At 72.6% G+C, this 18099-nt stretch carries 15 protein-coding genes; 7 read left to right on the top strand and 8 right to left on the bottom strand.

Annotated features, from left to right (window positions below; translation table 11 throughout):
* Nucleotides 1-69: 69 nt before the first annotated feature.
* Together catA and FB470_RS22350 are read left to right on the top strand one after the other, a co-directional pair.
* On the top strand, nucleotides 70-927 hold the full coding sequence (catA, locus tag FB470_RS22355) for a catechol 1,2-dioxygenase (protein WP_306994467.1): 858 nt from the start codon (nucleotides 70-72) through the stop codon (nucleotides 925-927).
* Between the two features lie 85 nt (nucleotides 928-1012).
* Nucleotides 1013-1270: a hypothetical protein gene (locus tag FB470_RS22350; protein WP_306994465.1), complete on the top strand. Its 258-nt coding sequence runs from the start codon at nucleotides 1013-1015 to the stop codon at nucleotides 1268-1270.
* A gap of 23 nt (nucleotides 1271-1293) precedes the next feature.
* Here FB470_RS22350 and FB470_RS22345 read toward each other — a convergent pair whose 3' ends face one another.
* Nucleotides 1294-1998, bottom strand: a complete 705-nt coding sequence (locus tag FB470_RS22345; protein ID WP_306994463.1) for a trimeric intracellular cation channel family protein — start codon at nucleotides 1996-1998, stop codon at nucleotides 1294-1296.
* Nucleotides 1999-2087: 89 nt separating this feature from the next.
* Here FB470_RS22345 and FB470_RS22340 point away from each other — a divergent pair, with 89 nt between their 5' ends.
* The 3 genes from FB470_RS22340 to FB470_RS22330 all read left to right on the top strand — a co-directional run bounded on the left by FB470_RS22340 (nucleotide 2088) and on the right by FB470_RS22330 (nucleotide 7664).
* The gene (locus tag FB470_RS22340) at nucleotides 2088-3350 is read left to right on the top strand and encodes an amidohydrolase (protein ID WP_306994461.1); all 1263 of its coding nucleotides are present in this window, start codon (nucleotides 2088-2090) and stop codon (nucleotides 3348-3350) included.
* Between the two features lie 367 nt (nucleotides 3351-3717).
* Complete coding sequence (locus tag FB470_RS22335) at nucleotides 3718-4719, top strand: hypothetical protein (RefSeq protein WP_306994459.1); 1002 nt, start codon at nucleotides 3718-3720, stop codon at nucleotides 4717-4719.
* Entirely contained in the window at nucleotides 4713-7664 is a 2952-nt protein-coding gene (locus FB470_RS22330) for an FtsW/RodA/SpoVE family cell cycle protein (protein ID WP_306994457.1), read from the top strand. The genes FB470_RS22335 and FB470_RS22330 overlap by 7 nt, the downstream gene beginning before the upstream one ends.
* 4 nt (nucleotides 7665-7668) lie before the next feature.
* Here the strand turns inward: FB470_RS22330 and FB470_RS22325 are convergent, their stop codons facing one another.
* Nucleotides 7669-8664, bottom strand: coding sequence for a rod shape-determining protein (locus FB470_RS22325; protein ID WP_306994455.1), 996 nt, complete (start codon nucleotides 8662-8664; stop codon nucleotides 7669-7671).
* Nucleotides 8665-9858: 1194 nt separating this feature from the next.
* Nucleotides 9859-10635 carry a PRC and DUF2382 domain-containing protein gene (locus tag FB470_RS22320; RefSeq protein WP_306994453.1) on the bottom strand — a complete coding sequence of 259 codons (777 nt, stop codon included), beginning with the start codon at nucleotides 10633-10635 and terminating at the stop codon, nucleotides 9859-9861.
* Nucleotides 10636-10857: 222 nt separating this feature from the next.
* On the opposite strand from FB470_RS22320, the gene FB470_RS22315 reads away from it, so the two are divergent.
* A complete protein-coding gene (locus FB470_RS22315) occupies nucleotides 10858-11310 on the top strand; it encodes a DUF4383 domain-containing protein (RefSeq protein ID WP_306994452.1) in 453 nt (150 codons plus the stop codon).
* Between the two features lie 58 nt (nucleotides 11311-11368).
* Here the strand turns inward: FB470_RS22315 and FB470_RS22310 are convergent, their stop codons facing one another.
* Nucleotides 11369-12613: a CoA transferase gene (locus FB470_RS22310; protein WP_306994450.1), complete on the bottom strand. Its 1245-nt coding sequence runs from the start codon at nucleotides 12611-12613 to the stop codon at nucleotides 11369-11371.
* Between FB470_RS22310 and FB470_RS22305 the strand changes: the two genes are divergently transcribed.
* The gene (locus tag FB470_RS22305; RefSeq protein ID WP_306994448.1) at nucleotides 12612-13754 is read left to right on the top strand and encodes an acyl-CoA dehydrogenase family protein; all 1143 of its coding nucleotides are present in this window, start codon (nucleotides 12612-12614) and stop codon (nucleotides 13752-13754) included. The two genes, FB470_RS22310 and FB470_RS22305, sit on opposite strands and share 2 nt — an antisense overlap.
* Before the next feature lie 2 nt (nucleotides 13755-13756).
* Here FB470_RS22305 and FB470_RS22300 read toward each other — a convergent pair whose 3' ends face one another.
* The 4 genes from FB470_RS22300 to FB470_RS22285 form a co-directional block, all read right to left on the bottom strand.
* On the bottom strand, nucleotides 13757-14377 hold the full coding sequence (locus tag FB470_RS22300) for a UbiX family flavin prenyltransferase (RefSeq protein WP_306994446.1): 621 nt from the start codon (nucleotides 14375-14377) through the stop codon (nucleotides 13757-13759).
* Between the two features lie 13 nt (nucleotides 14378-14390).
* Nucleotides 14391-15701 (bottom strand): MFS transporter, encoded by a 1311-nt coding sequence (locus FB470_RS22295; RefSeq protein ID WP_306994444.1) that lies wholly within the window; start codon nucleotides 15699-15701, stop codon nucleotides 14391-14393.
* A 26-nt stretch (nucleotides 15702-15727) separates the two neighbouring features.
* Nucleotides 15728-17053, bottom strand: coding sequence for an MFS transporter (locus FB470_RS22290; protein ID WP_306994442.1), 1326 nt, complete (start codon nucleotides 17051-17053; stop codon nucleotides 15728-15730).
* A 170-nt stretch (nucleotides 17054-17223) separates the two neighbouring features.
* The gene (locus FB470_RS22285; protein ID WP_306994440.1) at nucleotides 17224-17994 is read right to left on the bottom strand and encodes an IclR family transcriptional regulator; all 771 of its coding nucleotides are present in this window, start codon (nucleotides 17992-17994) and stop codon (nucleotides 17224-17226) included.
* Between the last annotated feature and the right edge of the window lie 105 nt (nucleotides 17995-18099).

Genomic DNA, 18099 nt, shown 5'->3' with positions numbered 1-18099 from the left:
CGCGTTTCCGCCGGGTTCACGGGGTCGTGCGACTGTCCGGCGGACAACCCGCCACGGAGGGAGCATCCGATGACCGCCACCGAACACCCGCCGACCGCCGCCGGCGCCGGCGCCTCCGCCACGCAGGTCTTCCGTTCCGCACGCACCGAGGACCACGCCACGCCGGCGGTCTCCGCGGAACGGACCAGCGATGTCGTGTCGGCGGTGCTCGACGGGGTACACGCCGCCATCCGCGCGAAGAAGGTGACCTACCCGGAGTTCCAGGCCGCCAAGCAGTGGCTGATCGAGGTCGGCGAGGGCGGCGAGTGGCCGCTGCTGCTGGACGTGTTCGTCGAGCACGTCGTGGAGGAGGTCGCATCGGAGGAGCGCAACGGCACCAAGGGAAGCATCCTGGGGCCGTACTACCTGCCCGGCCGGCCGAAGCTGCCGTCGGTGACGCAGCTGCCCATGCGCCCCGGCGAGAAGGGCGTTCCGCTCGTGTTCACCGGTCAGGTTCGGGACCTCGACGGCGACCCGGTCCCGGGAGCCGAGCTGGACATCTGGCACGCCGACGACGAGGGGTACTACAGCGGGTTCGCCGCGCACGTCCCGGAGGGGAACCTGCGCGGGGTCGTGGTCTGCGACGGACAGGGCCGGTTCGAGATCAGCACGATCAAGCCGGCCCCGTACCAGATCCCGACCGACGGTCCGACCGGCGAGCTCATCGAGGCGGCGGGCTGGCACCCCTGGCGGCCGGCGCACCTGCACCTGATCGTGCGCGCCCCGGGTTATCGCCGGATCACCACCCAGTTGTACTTCGAAGGCGGCGACTGGCTCGATGACGACGTGGCCCGCGCCACCAAACCCGAGCTCGTCCTCGACCCGCAGCCGCGGGGCGACGGTGGCCTGCTGGCCCGGTACGACTTCGTCCTCGAACGCGCGCGGTAGGTCCGAGCGCCGCGTTGCCGGCGGTGCTGCCGGTTCCCGCACATCGCGGAACCGGTCGGGCACACCGGAGATTGCGACGACGACAGTGACCATCGTCGGCGGGCGACACGGCGCCCCCGCCACCGGGGGCGCCGGTTCCAGCACCCGGCCTCCGGCGGGTACCCGGCCGGGGTCGTCGGCCGCAGAGGAGATCGCCGCACGCCGGGCCCGCCAGGTTTCCGTCGGGAAGGGGTTCAACACACTGCGCACGGGGCAGGTGGCCCTCGTGGTCCAGCACCGGCTGGGCACCGAGGAGGTGATCATCCCCGGTGATCACCGCAGGGACAACGCCTCCGAGCGGTGACGGGCGCCGCCTGGCACCCCCGGTCAGCTGGTGCCGTCCTGGGGCGGGTTGCGGCGCTGGCGGCGGTTGCGCCACGCGCTCGCCAGCCGGGAGTGCGGCTGCCACTCCAGCCCGTTGGGCAGGTTCCACCCGAACCTGACGGCGGCCACGCGGAACAGCAGGGCGCCCACGACGCCGACCACGATGCCCACCAGCGGGACGCCCAGGTCGGTGCAGATCACCATGGTGGCCGCGACGGCCGCCGCGACCGTGCCGTACAGCGGGGTGCCGCCGAACACGGCCGGCACCCGCCGCAACAAGATGTCCCGCAGCGCCCCGCCGCCCACGGCCGACGTCGTGCCCAGCAGGATCGCCGGCAGCCAGCCCAACCCGGCGGCGAGCGTCTTCTGCGCCCCGGTGACCGCCCAGAACCCGATCACCGCCGCGTCCAGAGCCGTGAACAGCTTGTCCCACGCGCTCTCGCTGATCGAGATCACGAACGACAGCAGCGCGCCGGCCAGCGCGGTCGTCAGGTAGGCGTAGTCGGTCAGCGCGACCGGCGTGCCGTGTTGCAGGAGCGTGTCGCGGATGACGCCGCCGCCGAGCCCGGACACGCTGCCCACCACGAGGAACCCGAACAGGTCCAGCCGCTCGACGCGCGCGATGGCCCCGCCGAGCATCGCGCACGCGAACACCCCCGCCAGGTCGAGGTAGCGCGTCACCTGGGTGATCGTCTCGATCGCCGCCATACCCGGCACCCTACGCAGGACGGCCACCGGGCGGCCGCGCCGAGACCCTCCTAGACTCGATACCGGTTGACACCGGCCGAGGAGTCGTGATGAGCGTTCATCAGGTCCTCGCCGGCCTGGCCGACGTCCGGGACGATCTCGAGGAGCTCTACCGGGATCTGCACCGGCACCCGGAACTGGGCCTGCGGGAGCACCGCACCGCCGCCAAGGCCGCCCGGGCGTTGCGCGAGTCCGGCTACGACGTCACCGAGGGCATCGGCGGCACCGGGGTGGTCGGGGTCCTGGCCAACGGCGCCGGGCCGGTGGTGATGGCCCGTGCGGACATGGACGCCCTGCCCGTGCGGGAAGCGACCGGGTTGCCGTACGCGTCGACGGTCACCGACGGCGACCAGCCGGTCATGCACGCCTGCGGGCACGACATGCACGTGGCCGCGCTGACCGGGTGCGCGCGGCTGCTCGCCGGAGCCGGGGACGCCTGGCGGGGCACGTTCGTGGCGCTGTTCCAGCCGTCGGAGGAGAACGGCGACGGCGCCGACACCATGATCGGCGACGGGCTGACCGGCCGGGCACCCACGCCCGATGTCGTGCTGGCCCAGCACGTCCTGCCCTACCCCGCCGGGTACGTCGGCACCCGCGCGGGCTCGTTCCTGTCGGCCGCGGACAGTCTCGAGGTGACCGTCCACGGCCGCGGCGCGCACGGCTCGAAGCCCGAAGCGGCCGTGGATCCCGTGGTAATGGCCGCGATGATCGTCGTGCGCCTGCAGACCGTCGTCGCCCGGGAGCTGGCCGCCACCACCCCCGCGGTGCTCACCGTCGGCAGCATCCACGCCGGGTCCGGGCCCAACATCATCCCGGACAGCGCGGTGATCCAGCTCAACGTGCGCACCTACGACGACGCGACGCGCACCCACGTGCTGGAGGCCGTCGAGCGGATCGTGCGAGCCGAATGCGCGGCGTCCGGGTCCCCGCAACCCCCGGAGATCAAGCGGATCACCTCCTTCCCGCCGACGATCAACGACGAGGAACCCACCGCGCGGGTCGCGGCCGCGTTCGCCCGGTACTTCGACGAGTCCCACACCATCGAGCGGCAGACCGCGAGCGAGGACATGAGCCAGATCCCGCGGGCGTTCGGCGCGCCGTTCACCTACTGGGGGTTCGGCGGCATCGACCCGGCCGAGTACGCCGACGCCGAGAAGCGGGGCACGCTCGCCCGCGACATCCCGGTCAACCACAGCCCGAGGTTCGCACCCGTCATCCAGCCGACGCTCGACACCGGCGTCAGCGCGATGACCGTCGCCGCGCTCGCCTGGCTGGGAACGGACGGGGCGCCCGAGCCCGGAGCGGCCGGTTGACCGGTGAGCGACGCTCGAGGAAGACGGTGTCGTGCCCGGTGCGGAGTGGTGCAGGACCGGGCCGGTCGCGACGGCGTGCAGCAGTGGGTCACGGGGGCCGCGCCGGGGGATGCTGCCCAGCACCGGCCGAGCCGGAGCTGATCACACTGCGGCTGACCTCGCCCGCGCACGGCCCGCACCGTCCGGAAAGGACGTCCGCCGCCTGTCCCCCACACTGGTGATCGGCGAGCGGGTGGACGACCGCCCCGCGCCTTGATCAGGGAGCACTCGCCGGCCTCCTCAATAACGATCGGGCGCCGCTGGCCCCCGAAAGCCTTGCCCTCTGCGGCATCCGGGCGAAACTGGACGGTGCGGGGAGGTAACGGGGATGGTCCAGCGGGCGGAGATCGCGCACCCCACGGGGACTCTCACGGTGCGGCGGCTGCTGCGCGTCGGTGATGTCACGGGCGAGCAGGCGCTCTTCCTCGCCCACGGAATCGTCACAGCACTCGGCCGGGCACCGGTCGCCGGGCCGGCGGCATCGGTCCTGGTCGACCACCACGGCGAGGTGCTGACCACCGGTCCGCCCGGCCCGCTCGACCGCTCCGGCCTCGCCGCACTGCTGACCTTGTTGGCGGACAACGTCCGAAGCGACGAACGGGCTCGCCGTACCCTGCGTGACGCGGCCCGGGACATCGCGGCGGGCGCGGCGGCGCCCGAGGTGGCTTCCCGGCTGGCCGGGCCCGATCCGGAGCGCGTGGCCGCCGAGGTCGCGGTCCTCGTGAACGCCGCCCTGGGGCGACGGCCCGAGCCCGCCGCGACCCCGCCGGCACGCGCACCCCTGGTGCCCGTGCCCCGCCGCCCGCGAGCGGGCCTGCGGCCGCTGTGGCGCGGTCTGGCCGCGCTGGCCGCGCTGGCCGCCGCCGTCCTGCTCGAATGGCTGCTGCTGCACGACCGGCTCAGCAACGACCTGCGCGTTCTGCTCGACGCCGGTCGTGCCGCGCCCGAGGCGTCCGCGCCGACCACCGTCCCGCCGCGACCGGTCGCCGCGCCGGCGCCGCCGTCGTCCACCCCGGTGGGCGGCCTCGACCTCCGCCCGCTCGTGCTCTGCGCGCCCGGACAGTCCTGCCAGGTCCGGTTGCAGGTGGACCTCACGCCCCCGCACGACGCCCTCACGCTCGCCTGGGACGTCATGATCGTCGACCGCTGCACCGGGGCGCAAACCACCGCGCCGGGCGGGAAACTCGCCGCCGCCGCCCAGGACACGCGGCTCAACGTGGTCACCGAAGTGCCCCTGCCGGCCGCGCGGACGGTCGCGGTGTTCGCGGTGACCGGCTCGCCGGGGCGCGCGAGCAGCCCACCCTTGATCGTGGGGAGTCCGTCGTGCTGACACTCGAAGGAGGCGGGCCCAACGGACCGGGACGCTCCCGGCGCCATCGCCTGCGCCGGCGCCGTCCCTGGCCCCGGCTGCGCCTGCCCCGGGTGCCGGCGGGGGCGTTCGACCTGGCCGCGGTCCTCGCGCTGCTCGTCCTGGCCGGGCTGGGCATCCTCAACCTCTACGCGGTCGGCGGCCTGCCCCTGGCCGACCACCAGGCCGTCGTCGTGCTCGCCGGGGTGGCCGGGCTGGTGGTGTTCTGGCGCATCCGGGCGCGGCTGCTCACCCTGCTGGGCTGGGCCTGCTACGGCGTGGCCGTCGTGGCGCTGGCCGCCGTGCTCGTGGTGGGCTCCGAGGCCAACGGGGCGCAACGCTGGATCGCCCTGTCCGGATTCACCTTCCAGCCCTCGGAGCTGGCGAAACTGGGCCTGCTGATCGTGCTGGCCGGTGTGGCCGGGTCGAACCGCCCGGACTGGCAGCGGTTCCTGTTCTCCCTCGTCCTCGCGGCCATCCCGATCGGGCTGACCGTGCTGGAACCGGACCTGAGCACGGCCACGCTGCTGGTCGTGCTCACCGCGACCATGATGATCCTCGGCCGCATCCCGGCGCGCTTCCTGGTGCCGCTGTTCGGCGGGGCCCTGGTGATCGCGCCGCTGGCCGTCGGGCTGCTCCGGCCCTACCAGATCGACCGCCTCACGGCGTTCCTCGCCGCGACCCCCGCGAACTCCGGCACCGGCTGGGCCGTGTACCAGGCCCACATCGCCCTCGCCTCCGGCGGGCTGTTGGGTCAGGCGGGCAACCCGATGCGCCAGCTGCTCGCGGAGTACCTGCCGGAGCGGGAGACCGACCTGGCCCTGGCGAGCCTTGCCGAGCAGTGGGGCCTGGTGGCCGCGGCCGCGGCGGTGGCGGCCGCGCTGGTGCTGGTGTGGCGGCTCGCGGTGGCCGCGCGCGTACCGCGGGAGCGGGCCGGCGGTCTGGTCGCCGCCGGGCTCGCCGTGCTCATCGGTGTGGAGGCGGCCGTGTCGCTGGGGGGCAACCTCGGCCTGCTGCCGGTGGCGGGCGTGCCGTTCCCGCTCGTGAGCTACGGGGGCACCGCGGTGTTCGTGCACCTGGTGGCGCTCGGGATCGTGCTCGCCGTGCGCCGTGACGGCGCCCGGCGGCGGCTGTGGTCGGCACCGTCGTGGCGGCACGCCCGGCCACGGCTGGGCCGTTTCGCCGCGCTGGCGCTGACCTGCCTCCTGCTGGTCTTCGCCGGCTACGCGTGGAACCTGCAGAACACGCAGGGCGCCGCGCTGCGGCTGGCCGGCCAGTCCCAGATGACCCGCTGCATCACCCTGCCCGCGCCGCGGGGCACGATCACCGACCGGCACGGCACACCGCTGGCGACCGGCGTCGACACCCAGACCGTGCTCGCCGTGCCCGCGCTGCTGCGGGGCCGCCCGGCCGACGTGGACCGCCTGGCCGCCCTGACCGGGCAGCCCGCCGACGCCGTCCAGCACACGCTCGACACCCTGCCCGCCACCACGCTGTCCACCCCGCTGGCCGACGTGCCGCCCGCGACCGCGGGGCAGATCGCGGCCGCCGGGCTCCCCGGCGTCGTGCTCGTGCCGAAGCCGGCCCGCCGCTACCCCGAGGGCGCGCTGCTCGGCCCGATGCTCGGGTTCGCCGGCATCGCCACGCCCACCGAACTGCGCCGCTGGCCCGGGCTCTCCCCCACCGCGATCGTCGGCCGCGCGGGACTCGAGCAGTCCTACGACGCCGTCCTGCGCGGCGTCGACGGCCAGGACTGCTTCACGGTCGACCCCGTCGGCGAACCGGTCGCCCAGAGCACGATCCGGGCACCGGTACCGGGAGCGGACCTGCGGCTGTCGCTGGACCTGCCGTTGCAGCGGTACCTCACCAGCACGCTCGCCGGGGCGCTGGCCACCGAGCCACACGGCGCCGTCGGCGGTGCGGTGGCGATGGATCCGCGCACCGGCGCCGTGCTCGCCATGGCGAGCCTGCCCTCGTTCGACAACAACGCCTACGGCCCGCCCGTGGACTCCGCCGCGCTGCAGGCGGCGGCCCGCGCACCGGGACAGCCCACGCTGGAACACGTCACCCAGCTCGCCGCGCCGCCCGGGTCGACCTTCAAGCTGGTGGTCGCCGCTGCGGACCTGCGGGCTCCCCCCTGGGACCCCGGTGCGGTGATCCCGACCGGTGGCTCGTTCACCCTCGGCGGGCACACGTTCAACAACTGGCGGGTGCTGCCCCCGCAGAACCTCGTGCAGGCCATCGCGTGGTCCAACGACGTCTACTTCTACAAGCTCGCCGCCGCACTCGGACCGGACGCGCTGACGGGCACCGCCGGCGAGTTCGGGGTCGGGCAGCCGACGGGGATCGACCTGCCCGGCGAGAGCGCGGGCTACCTCGGCACGCCCCAGTCGGTGACACAGGCCGGCGGGACCTGGTACGGCGGGTCGACCGTCATCCTCGGCATCGGCCAGGGGTACCTGACCGTGACCCCGCTGCAGAACGCCCGGTGGACCGCGGCCGCGGCGACCGGGAACCTCGTGACGCCGCGGCTGGGGATGGCGACCGGGTCCGGCACCTACACCGCCCTGCCGGCACCGCGGACCACCCCGCTACCGTTCGCCGGCCTGCTCGGCCCGGTCCGCGAGGGCATGCGCGCCGCGGTCACCTCCGGCACCGCGACGCAGCTGAACTCGTTGCCCGTGCCCGTGGGCGCGAAGACCGGCACGGCCCAGGACCCGTCCGCCGGGGGCAGCGGGCTCGACGACTGGATGACCGCCGCCGCGCCGTTCGACTCCCCCTCGATCGTGGTGACCGCGATGGTGCAGGGTCACGGGGACGGCGCTTCCCGGACCGGCCCCGTGGTGCGCCAGGCGCTGGACTACTACTTCGCCCACCAGCAGGACATCCTGGCCACGCCGCCGGTGCAGCAGGTCGCCGGCGGCTGACCCGTCACCAGCCCCGGAAGGCGTCGAGCACGGCGCGGTTGCGCAACGCGACGACCGCGCCTTCGGCCACGCACGTCAACGGCCGTTCCGCGGGCTTCACGGAGAACCCGAGCGCGTCGTCGAGCCGCTCGGGGAAGCCGCGTTGCAGGGAGCCGCCGCCGAAGGCCAGCAGTCCTTCGGACAGGACGTCCCCCACGCTCTGCGGCGGGAGGTCGTCCAGACAGGACGCCAGCGTCCGGATGATCGAGTCCGTCACCGGGCGCACGGCGGCCTCGATCTCGGCGACGGGGACCGAAGCGACCCGCGGCCGTCCCGTGGCCGCGTCCCGCCCCGACACCGCGATCGCCGGCCCCTCCTCCGCGCTGCACCGGATCTTGATCTCCTCGGCATCCACCTCACCGACGAGGATCCCGTGGGCGTCGCGGATGTGGTGGTAGACCGCGAGGGTCATCTCGTCCCCGGCGACGCGGCAGGACCGGTGCGCGAGGACACCGCCGAAGCAGAACGCGGTGACCTCCGCCGTGCCGCCGCCCACGTCGACCACGAGGTGGGTGCGGCGGTCCAGCGGGTCGACCCCGCACCCGATGGCGCCCGCGATCGGTTCCGCCAGCAGCGCCGGCCGGCGCAGCCCGGCCTCCTCCGCCGCCTCCAGCAGGGCCCGGCGCTCGAGCGCGGTCGCGCCCACCGGGACACCGATCACCGCCCGGGTGCGCCACCGCTGCCAGCGGTGCCGGGCGACCTTGCGCAGGATCGCCCGGATGAACTCGTGGGCGGTGTCCAGGTCGGTGATCACGCCGTCCCGCAACGGTCTCGTCGCCGTCAACGACGCGGGGGCGCGCCCCAGCATCACCCGCGCCTCGTGCCCGATGGCGGCGACCCGGGGCCGTCGTCCGCCGCTGTCGCGCAGCAGCATCACCGACGGTTCTTCGAAGACCAGCCCGTCGTTCGGAGTGCAGACGACGGTGTTCGAGTTGCCCAGATCGATGCCCAGTTCACCCATCGCCGACTCCTGCCCCGAAGCAGACGCGCATGCTCCCCCTGGAGCACCGTGACCTTCCAGCCTCGCAGATGGCCCGGTCACCGTCCAGGGGCCACTGCGCCGAGACCCCCGAGTGGACGAACCCCAATTTCTGGCGCCAGGCAGGCAAACAGACATGCTCGCCGTGACTGGAGCGCGGTCCGGCCCCAGTCCCACGAAGAGGGTCGAACCGCGCCCCGCCGTCACAGGCGCGGCTGCGGGCTCCGACGAGCCTGAGCTGTCCAGAAGGTCAGCGCGCCGAGGCCTGCCACAACGGTTCCCAGGGATGCGCCGATGGCCGGAGCGGTCATCAGAACGATCGCGGCGATCAGCGCCCCGAAGACCGACAGCAGGACACAGGCCCGCAAGGTCGTCGACCAGCCACTCAACACCTGAGCGGCCAGGCAGAACCACCCGTCGCGCACGGGCTGCCGGCGATGGCGCCCAGGACCGGACTGCTTGTTCGAGCCGACTGGACGGTAAGGCGCCGGCAGCGGACGCCGAGGGCTCTCGTCCGTGTGGTTCAGGACGACGCGAACGCGTGGGGGCGGGACCTTCTCTGGCGGAGTGCCAGCAGCGGGCGGTACAGTCATCGAGTCCTCACGTTTGTCTAGGCGGACATTCATGGACACTCACGTGGCCCCCTGTTGGCGCAGGGGGCCACGTCCTTTCCTCCACCAGCGCGCAAGCGCTGGTGCGATTGGACCCATTCTGACCGCTCTACACCGCTCCCCTCTCGCAACTCCGGGCGCTTCGCGCCGAGCGGTTCAACCGGAGCGCTCAGCGGTCGGGTGAACGGCAGAATTGACCGAGGGTAACTAGCCCGGCCGATCACTTCGGCTGCAACCGGCCTCCCCGGCGATCGGTCACCGCCGCCCACTCCACCACGGCACGAATAGTTGAACTAGGTTCGTCGCAGGTCGCGAGCACACGACCGCACAGCGCGATCTCGCGCGCTCGACGTGGCAGAACCCCATCCCTCGCCCCTGATGCCGCAGACACACCTCTGTCCACCTGTCAAGGTCTTCACCCTCCGTTGCCCCGTTCGGGGATGACTGGCGGATATCAAGAACCTTTGAGTGTGCGCCGCTCGATCGCCGACCGGCCTCGGCAAGCGGGGCGGTACCCCGGCCGCGCATCGGGCCGGGGTACCGGGTGGGCCGCCGTGACGCGGGATCATCCGCGGCGGCCTTCGAGGCCGCTGTCGGTGTCGGTTTCGATGTGCTCCTTGCGGACTTCGCCGCTGACGGTTTCGGTGTCCTGGACCCGCTCCTTGGCCAGCCGGACCCGTTCGACGGGGACGGCTTCGGTGTCCACGACGGGGCGTTCCTCGTGCAGGGTCATCTCGTGTTCCTCGTCGGAGATGGCCGGCCCGTCGACCGCCCGCTCGCGGTTGGCGTCGGTGATCGGTTCCCGCTCGACGCGCACCTCTTCCCGGCTGACGGGGACCTCGACCTGTTCGGTCTCGGTGACCACGTACTTGCGCAGACGGGCGCGGCCACGCTCGCGCTGCTGGGTACCCACCCGCAACCGCTCCTCGGAACGGGTCATCGCCTCGTCCGTCGTCGGCCCGGACGTGTCGTGCCCGTCCCCGCCACTCGCCGTGCCGCTCTGCCCGGTGCCGGTGAGCTGGTAGTGGCGGTAGAGCCGGTCCTCCTCCGCGCGGTCGATGTGCTCGCCCCGCGGTGTCGAGTCCGGGTCGACGCGCGGGGCGTCTTTGATCATTTCCTTGCTGTAGCGGCTTTCCAGGTTCCCGTCCTCGCGGTCGCGGACACCCTGCACCGGCACGAACGATTCGCCGGTGCCGAACATCCCGGTGCGGGCGGTCAGCCAGGTGGGGTGGCCGTCCTCGTCGTCGGTCCACAGCCGGCCGACCTGACCGACCTTCTCACCGTTGCTGTCGTAGAGGGTGCGCCCGCTCCAGCGGGCGTAGTTCTGCTGGCTCTGCGTCATCGGAGTTCATTCCCTTCGAGGGGCGCCCAGCTGCGCTCGGCGCCGTACCGCGCCCCGCTCTGGACGAGGAGGCAGTCCGGTCCACCGCAGTTACCCGATCCGGTGACAGCCAAACGTTGCAAAAACGAGGCGTTCCCGTCTTTGAACGCGGCTGCGCCGGGGTATGTGGGAGCCAATGCGGCCGAGGACCACCGCGCTGCCACTTGTCGAAGGGGAAAACCGATGTCCCGATCCACCACTGTCACCGGCTCACGCACCGCCGGTCAAGTCATCGCGGCGACTGTGGCCGTCGTGTTCCTGCTCGTCGGTGTCGCCGGTTTCATCCCCGGCCTGACCACCCACTACGACATGCTCAGCTTCGCCGGGCACCACTCGGGCGCGATGCTGCTTGGCGTGTTCGCCGTGTCGATCCTGCACAACATCGTGCACCTGGCGTTCGGCGTCGCGGGTCTGGCGCTCGCGCGCACCCCGGGCGGCGCCCGAACCTTCCTCATCGCGGGCGGGGTGATCTACCTGGTGCTGTGGCTCTACGGCCTCGCCATCGGCCACGACTCCACGGCCAACTTCGTCCCGGTGAACAGCGCCGACAACTGGCTGCACCTCGGCCTCGGCGCCGGCATGATCGCTCTCGGACTGGCCACCGCACGCCGCCGGGCTGCCGCCACCGTCCGGTGAACGGCGCACGCCACGATCCACTGTGGACGCCGCCCCGAAAGCGGGGGCGGCTCGCAGGTCATGACGGACCGGCGACGACACCCCGCGCCCGCAACGCGCCGATCTCCGCCTGGGTCAGCCCGAGCCACTCGGCGAGCACCTCGTCGGTCTCCCGGCCCAGGAGCGGTGCCGCGCCCGCGTCGCCGTGGTTTCCGTTCCACCGCAACGGGGACCGGCCCGTGATGGCGGCCGTGCCGCCGGGGAGGGTGACGTCGGCGAGCACGGGGTGCCGTCCGTCGCGGTGGGCGGCGACGACGTCACGCATGCCCTGGTAGCGGCCCCACAGCACCTTCGCGGCGTCGAGCTCGTCGCGCACCTGCTTGAGATCACGCGCGGCGAACCACGGTTTGAGGATCGCCGCGATCGTCTCCCGCAGCCGGTAGCGGTCGGCCTCCTTCGCCAGATCCGCTCCCATCGCCGCCTCCAGGGCCGCGAACACCTCGGCGGTCCCGGTCACCTCGCACAACGCCGACCACTGGCCCTCGGTCAGCGCCACGACCATCACGCGGTGCCCGTCGGAACAGGCGAAGTCGACCCCGAAGCTGCCGTAGACGTGGTTGCCGTGCCGGGGCCGCTCGCTGCCCCGCTCCGCGGCCTCGGACAGCCAGCCGAGGTTCGCCACGCCGGCCAGCGCCACGTCGGAGAGCGCGAGCTCGACGAAGGCACCGCGACCGGTCCGCGACCGCTCGCGCAGCGCCGCGAGCACACCGGTCGACACGGTCAGGCCGGTCACCAGGTCCCAGGCGGGCAGGACGTGGTTGACCGGTGCCCCACCGATCTCCGGGCCGGTGATGTCCGGGATGCCGACCTCGGCGTTGACCGTGTAGTCCACCGCGGGTCGGCCGTCGGGGTAGCCCTGCACCCGCAGGTGGATCAGATCGGGCCGGCGTGCCACGAGCGCGTCGTGCGCCATCCACCGGCGGCCCACGACGTTGTCCACCAGGATGCCGCGGTTCTCCCCGGGCGCCGTGATCAGGGCGGTGACCAGTTCCCGCCCCTCGCCGGACCGCATGTCCACCGCGACCGACCGCTTGCCCTTGTTGAGCGAGGCCCAGTAGTAGGACCGCGCGTCCGGGGCCCCGTTCCCGCCACCCACCACGGGCCAGCGGTACTGGTCGCTGCCACCGCCGATCGGGTCGATGCGCACGACCCGCGCGCCCAGCTGGGCCAGGGTCATCCCGCCGGTGGGCCCGGCGACGAAACTCGCGCATTCGACGATCTCCAGGCCGGCCAGCGGACGCGGTGCGGGATCGGGCTCGGACATGGGAGACCCCTCTCAGTCGACGACGATGGTATCGGCGGTGCTCGCACCGGCTGTTCCGGACCTTGGACACCGCACCGGACGGGGGCCGAGAATCGAGGGAACGAGAAGGTCAGCGACGATGGGCCTGTTCGGGTACGCCATCCCGCAGGAGTGGGGCGGGCTCGGGCTCGACCTGCGGCAGGACGTCGAGCTCGCCATGGAGTTCGGGTACACCACGCTCGCGCTGCGGTCGATGTTCGGCACCAACAACGGCATCGCCGGGCAGGTGCTGGTCAACTTCGGCACCGACGAGCAGAAGAAGCAGTGGCTGGAGCGCATCGCCTCGGGTGAGGTGGTCGCCTCCTTCGCACTCACCGAGCCCGGCGCGGGCTCGAACCCGGCCGGCCTGCGCACCCGCGCCCACCGCGACGGTGCCGCCTGGGTGATCGACGGGCAGAAGCGGTTCATCACCAACGCGCCGGTGGCCGGCCTGTTCCTCGTGTTCGCCCGCACCCGGGAGGCGGCACCGAAGGACCCGGGCATCGCGGTGTTCCTGGTGCCCGCGGACACGCCTGGGCTGAGTGTCGGCCCCCACGACGCCAAGATGGGCCAGGAGGGCGCCTGGACCGCCGACGTGCACTTCGACTCGGTGCGCGTCCCGGACTCCGCGCTCGTGGGCGGCTCGGAGGAGGTCGGCTACCGGGCGGCGATGACCTCACTCGCGCGCGGGCGGGTGCACATCGCGGCCCTCGCCGTCGGGTGCGCCCAGCGTGCGCTGGACGAGTCGGTCGCCTACGCCGCCGCGAACACCCAGGGCGGGGTCCCGATCGGTGAGCACCAGCTGGTGCAGGCGATGCTGGCCGACTCCTACACCGGCGTCGCCGCGGGCCGGGCACTCGTCCGCGACGCCGCGGCGGCCTACGACAGCGGCGCCGACCGCCGCGTCGCTCCCTCGGCGGCGAAGCTGTTCTGCACCGAGATGGCCGGGCGCGTGGCCGATCTGGCGGTGCAGGTGCACGGCGGCACCGGCTACATGCGCGAGGTCCCGGTCGAGCGGATCTACCGCGAGGTCCGGCTGCTGCGCCTCTACGAGGGCACCAGCGAGATCCAGCGTCTGATCATCGGCGGATCGCTGTACCGCGCCGAGCGGACGAAACTCTGAGCTCAACGAAGCGTTCGCCGCGCGGGCGCCACGACCGCCGGGTCCGCTTCGGTCGCCCGGCCGATCTCGCCGGCCCATTCGGCGGGTGCGAGGCCGGAAAGGCCGATGCGGGCGAGCGCCCGCCGGGCGGTGTGGTCCACCAGTTCGTCCACAGAGGACGGCCCGGCGTAGAAGGCGGGCACCGGTGGGGCGATGATCGCGCCGGCTTCGGCGGCCGCGGTCATCGCCCGCAGGTGCCCCAGGTGCAACGGCGTCTCCCGCACCATCAGCAGCAGCGGCCGCCCCTCCTTGAGGCACACGTCGGCGGCCCGGCTGACCAGGTCGTCGGCGTGGCAGTAGGCGATTGCGGACAGCGTCTTGACCGAGCAGGGCGCCACGAGCATCCCGTGGACGGGGTAGGACCCGGACGCGATGGTCGCCCCGATGTCGCCGGGCGGGTGCACCACCGCGGCCAGGTCCCGCACCGCGGCCGGGGTCAGACCGCACTCGTGCCGCAGCGTCATCATCCCGGCGCGCGTCACCACCAGGTGGACCTCGACGTCCGGGCGGCCCCGCAACAGGTCGAGGATCCGCACCCCGTACACGGCGCCGCTCGCCCCGGTGATCGCCACGACGATCCGCATCCGCCTCTCCCCGCTATTCGATCGCCTCGATGTGCCGTCCCGTCGAGTCCGGCGCGGCCACCGCCAGGAAGGCGCCGAGGAAGGGCCCGACGATGCCGAGGGCGAGCGCCAGCGGCACGGTCCCGGCGAGCGACAGGGCGATCAGCGGGAACAGGCCCGCGCCGAGGCCGCGCCCGGCGTAGTAGCCGAGGTTGGAGCCGCTGGAGCGGATCCGCGTCGGGAAGAACTCCGCCATCCACACGCCGAGCACACCGAACCCGCCGCTGGCGCCCGCGCACATCATCAGCGCCCAGAACGTCGGCGACGCCCAGAAATCGGCACCGATCGCCGTCGAGTGGGTCAGCACCAGGGTCAGGAACCACACGAACCCGATCAGCCCGAACGCGCTGGAGGCGAAGAAGGCCCACTTGCGCTTCAGCACGTCCGACAGCAGCCCGGCCACCGGGTAGGTGACGGCGGTGACGATCAGCCCGAGCAGCACGATCAGGCTGGCCGTGCCCAGCGGCACCTTCTCCACCTTGATCAGGAACGTGGACAGGTAGGAGATCAGGGAGTTGGTCGTGAGGAACAGCGCCGTGGCCAGTCCCATGAACAGGAACGTGCCGCGCGCGTACCCTCCGCGGAACAGGTCGAGCAGCGGAACCTTGGTGCGGCGCAGGTTCTCCGGGATGCGGCCCTCCGTCAGCTCGCGCTGGTAGGTGCGCCACTGCTCGGACTCGGGCAGGAGGACGGCCGCGGCCGCGCCGATGACCAGGGTCGCGACGCCGATCAGGATGTACCCGGTGCGCCATCCGGTGTGCTCGCCGAAGCGGACCAGGCAGAAGTAGAGGACGCCCTCGGTGAGGATCTGGCCGACGAAGTACATCGCCTGGATCGAGCCGCCCATCATGCCGCGTTTGCGCGTCTTCCAGCACTCGGCGAACATCGAGAACGACAACCCGAACAGGCCGCCCATCCCGACGCCCGCGAGCAGCCGGGTGAGCAGGAAGAGCAGGTAGGTGGGTGCCAGCCCGCCGAGCAGGGCGGCGATGCCGAACATCAGCACCGAACCGGTGTAGGTCCAGCGGCGGCCCACGATGTCGCCGAGCCATCCGCACAGGATCCCGCCGGCGATCGACGCGAACCCCTGCAGCGTCGCCACCTGCACGATCTGCAGGGTGCTCACGTCCAGGCTCTGGGAGATGTAGGCCATCGGGTAGCCGACGAGGTTGAGTTCGGCACCGTCGAACAGGGTGCCGAGGAAGGCGAAGAACAGGACGCGGGCGGTGAAGGCGCGCGTGGCGGTGCTCCCGCCCGTGCGGGCGGGATGGCGGACGATCGACACGGGGTGGCTTCCTTTCGCGGAAGAGCTCACTCGGGGAGGGTCTGGCCCTTGGTCTCGGGGCAGAACGGCGCGACGACGAGTCCGAGCACGTAGATCAGACCGACGGTGGAGGCCGCGATCCCGTAGCCGCCGAGCCGGGAGATGATGGCGCCCGCGGTCAGCGGGCCGAGGAACGCGACGAACCGCGCGGCGTTGAACACGAACGCCGCGCCGGTCGCGCGCAGGTGCGTCGGGTAGAACTCGGGCAGCCACACCGGCATCCAGGTGTACTGGCCCAGCGTGAAGAACCCGTTGACGACGAGGACGACGACGATCAGCCCCAGGTTGTGCGTCCACAGGAACAGCACCGGGGTGAGCACCAGCGACGCGCCGAAGTACAGCAGCACGGCGGGTTTGCGGCCGAACCGGTCGGCGAGGAAACCGAACGCGACGTACCCGGCGATGGCACCGGCGTTGTAGATCATGCCCGCCCAGCTGGCCCACGCGGTGGCGGACTGGCCGGAGCCGGACGCGCGGGAGGCGACGTAGGCCGGGACCCAGGTCGAGATCCCCCACCAGCCCAGCGTGGTGACCAGCGACATGAGCGAGCCGAGGATCGTGAGCTTGCGCAGCTTGGGGTCCACCATGATCTCGCGCAGGGTCAGCCGGGTGAACGACCGCTCCCGCGCGGTCAGCTCGGCGTCACCGCGCTCGCGCAGTTCGCGGCGGCGCCGGTGCGCGGCGCTCCACTGCTCCGACTCGGGCACCTTGCGCCGCAGCCACAGGGCGAACAGCGCGGGCAGGACGCCGATGAGGAACAGGTAGCGCCAGGAGCTCCCGCCCAGCGGGGCGATGAAGTACCAGCACGCCGAGGCCACGAAGAACCCGAGCCCGAGCCCGCACTGCATGAGCCCGGCGGCCTTGGCGCGTGCGTGCTTCGGCCAGGTTTCGGCGACCAGGGCGGTGCCGGTCCCCCATTCCGATCCGAGCGCGAACCCGGTGATGAACCGCAGCACCAGGAACGAGGTCCAGGACCAGGACAGGGCGGTGAGCCCGGTGAAGGTCGCGTACAGGACCATCGACGTCAGCAGCGCGCGGCGCCGTCCGAAGTAGTCGGCGAACACCCCGCCGAGGATCCCGCCGAGACCCCACCCGAGGAGGGTGAGGGAAATGGTGGCACCGGTGAGGAAGGAGACCCGCCCCGCCGGCGCGGACGGGTCGAGCTGACGCAGCACGATGCCGGCGGTGAGGATGAGTGCGTAGGTCTCGAACCCGTCGAAGAGCCACCCGAGGTTGGCGGCGAACAGGGACCGGCGCTGGGTCCGGTCCAGTGTCTTCGTCCACGAGCTCCGGGCGGCGGCGACCTCTGCCATGGATGTCTCCTTTCCGGGCCGCCGTGGGCCGGACGCGGGAGGGCCGCAGGAGTGATGTCCTGCATCGAGGACATCGGGTCCTGCATGCGGCACAGTAGGCAGAAGTGGCCCCGCAGGTCAAGGACGTCCCGCCGGCGACGGCACGGGGAACGCCGGCATTCGCGGAACCGTCACCCGATTCGCGCCGTACCTCCGGTGCGCTCGGTGATGCGCAGACCGCATTCGCGGATCAGGGCGCCGTATCGGTCCAGAGTGGACTCGTTGAGCTCGGAGGAGAAGGCGAGCGAGCACACGACCATCGACACCCGCCCCTGCGTGTCGAACACCGGCGCGGCCACCCCGGACTGGCCGAGGTCGAACTCGCGGATGCTCGCGCTGTACCCCCGCTCCCGGGTCTCGCGCAGCACGTCGTGCAGTTTCCCCGGATCCACCACGGTTTCCGGCGTGAACGCCTCGAGCCCGTGCCGCCCGATGAGCTGGTCCACCTCGGCCGGGTCCGACCAGGCGTGGAAGGCGCGCATGATGGCCGGCGCGGAGAACGGGAACGTGTCGCCGACGCCGACGGTGATGCGGACCCCCTGGCCGCGGTCCCCCTTGGCCAGCACGGAGTACTGCCCCTGCCCCTGCCGCTGCACGGCGAAGACGATGCAGCCGAGGCGCCGGCTGTAGGCGTCCAGCTCCTGCTCGACGATCTCGGACATCCAGTCCTCGGACACCCGCGCCATGGCCAGCAGCCGCGGCCCGAGCGACCACCCGCCGCGATCGCCGCGGCTGGCCGCCCAGCCGGCGCGCTGGAGTGTGCCGAGGATGTTGTAGCAGGTGCTGCGGTTGAGACCGAGCTCGTCGATCAAGGCCCCCGATGCCACCGGTTCCGGCCAGTCGCGCGCGATCCGCTCGAGAATCCGCACCGCGCTGAGCACGGCTGGCACCTCGCTCGCCATGGTCACCCCTCATCGTTTCCGTTCCCGCGACCGTAGCCGAGCGGGTTCCGGGGTCGCCAGGAACGTGCTACTGTCCTCCATATCAGACACCAAGTCCTCAATGGT

This window comes from Amycolatopsis thermophila, assembly GCF_030814215.1.
GTDB classification, from domain to species: Bacteria; Actinomycetota; Actinomycetes; order Mycobacteriales; family Pseudonocardiaceae; genus Amycolatopsis_E; species Amycolatopsis_E thermophila.
The sequence above is the reverse complement of the archived record's forward strand: the minus strand, read 5'-3'. Positions and strand labels throughout refer to the sequence as shown.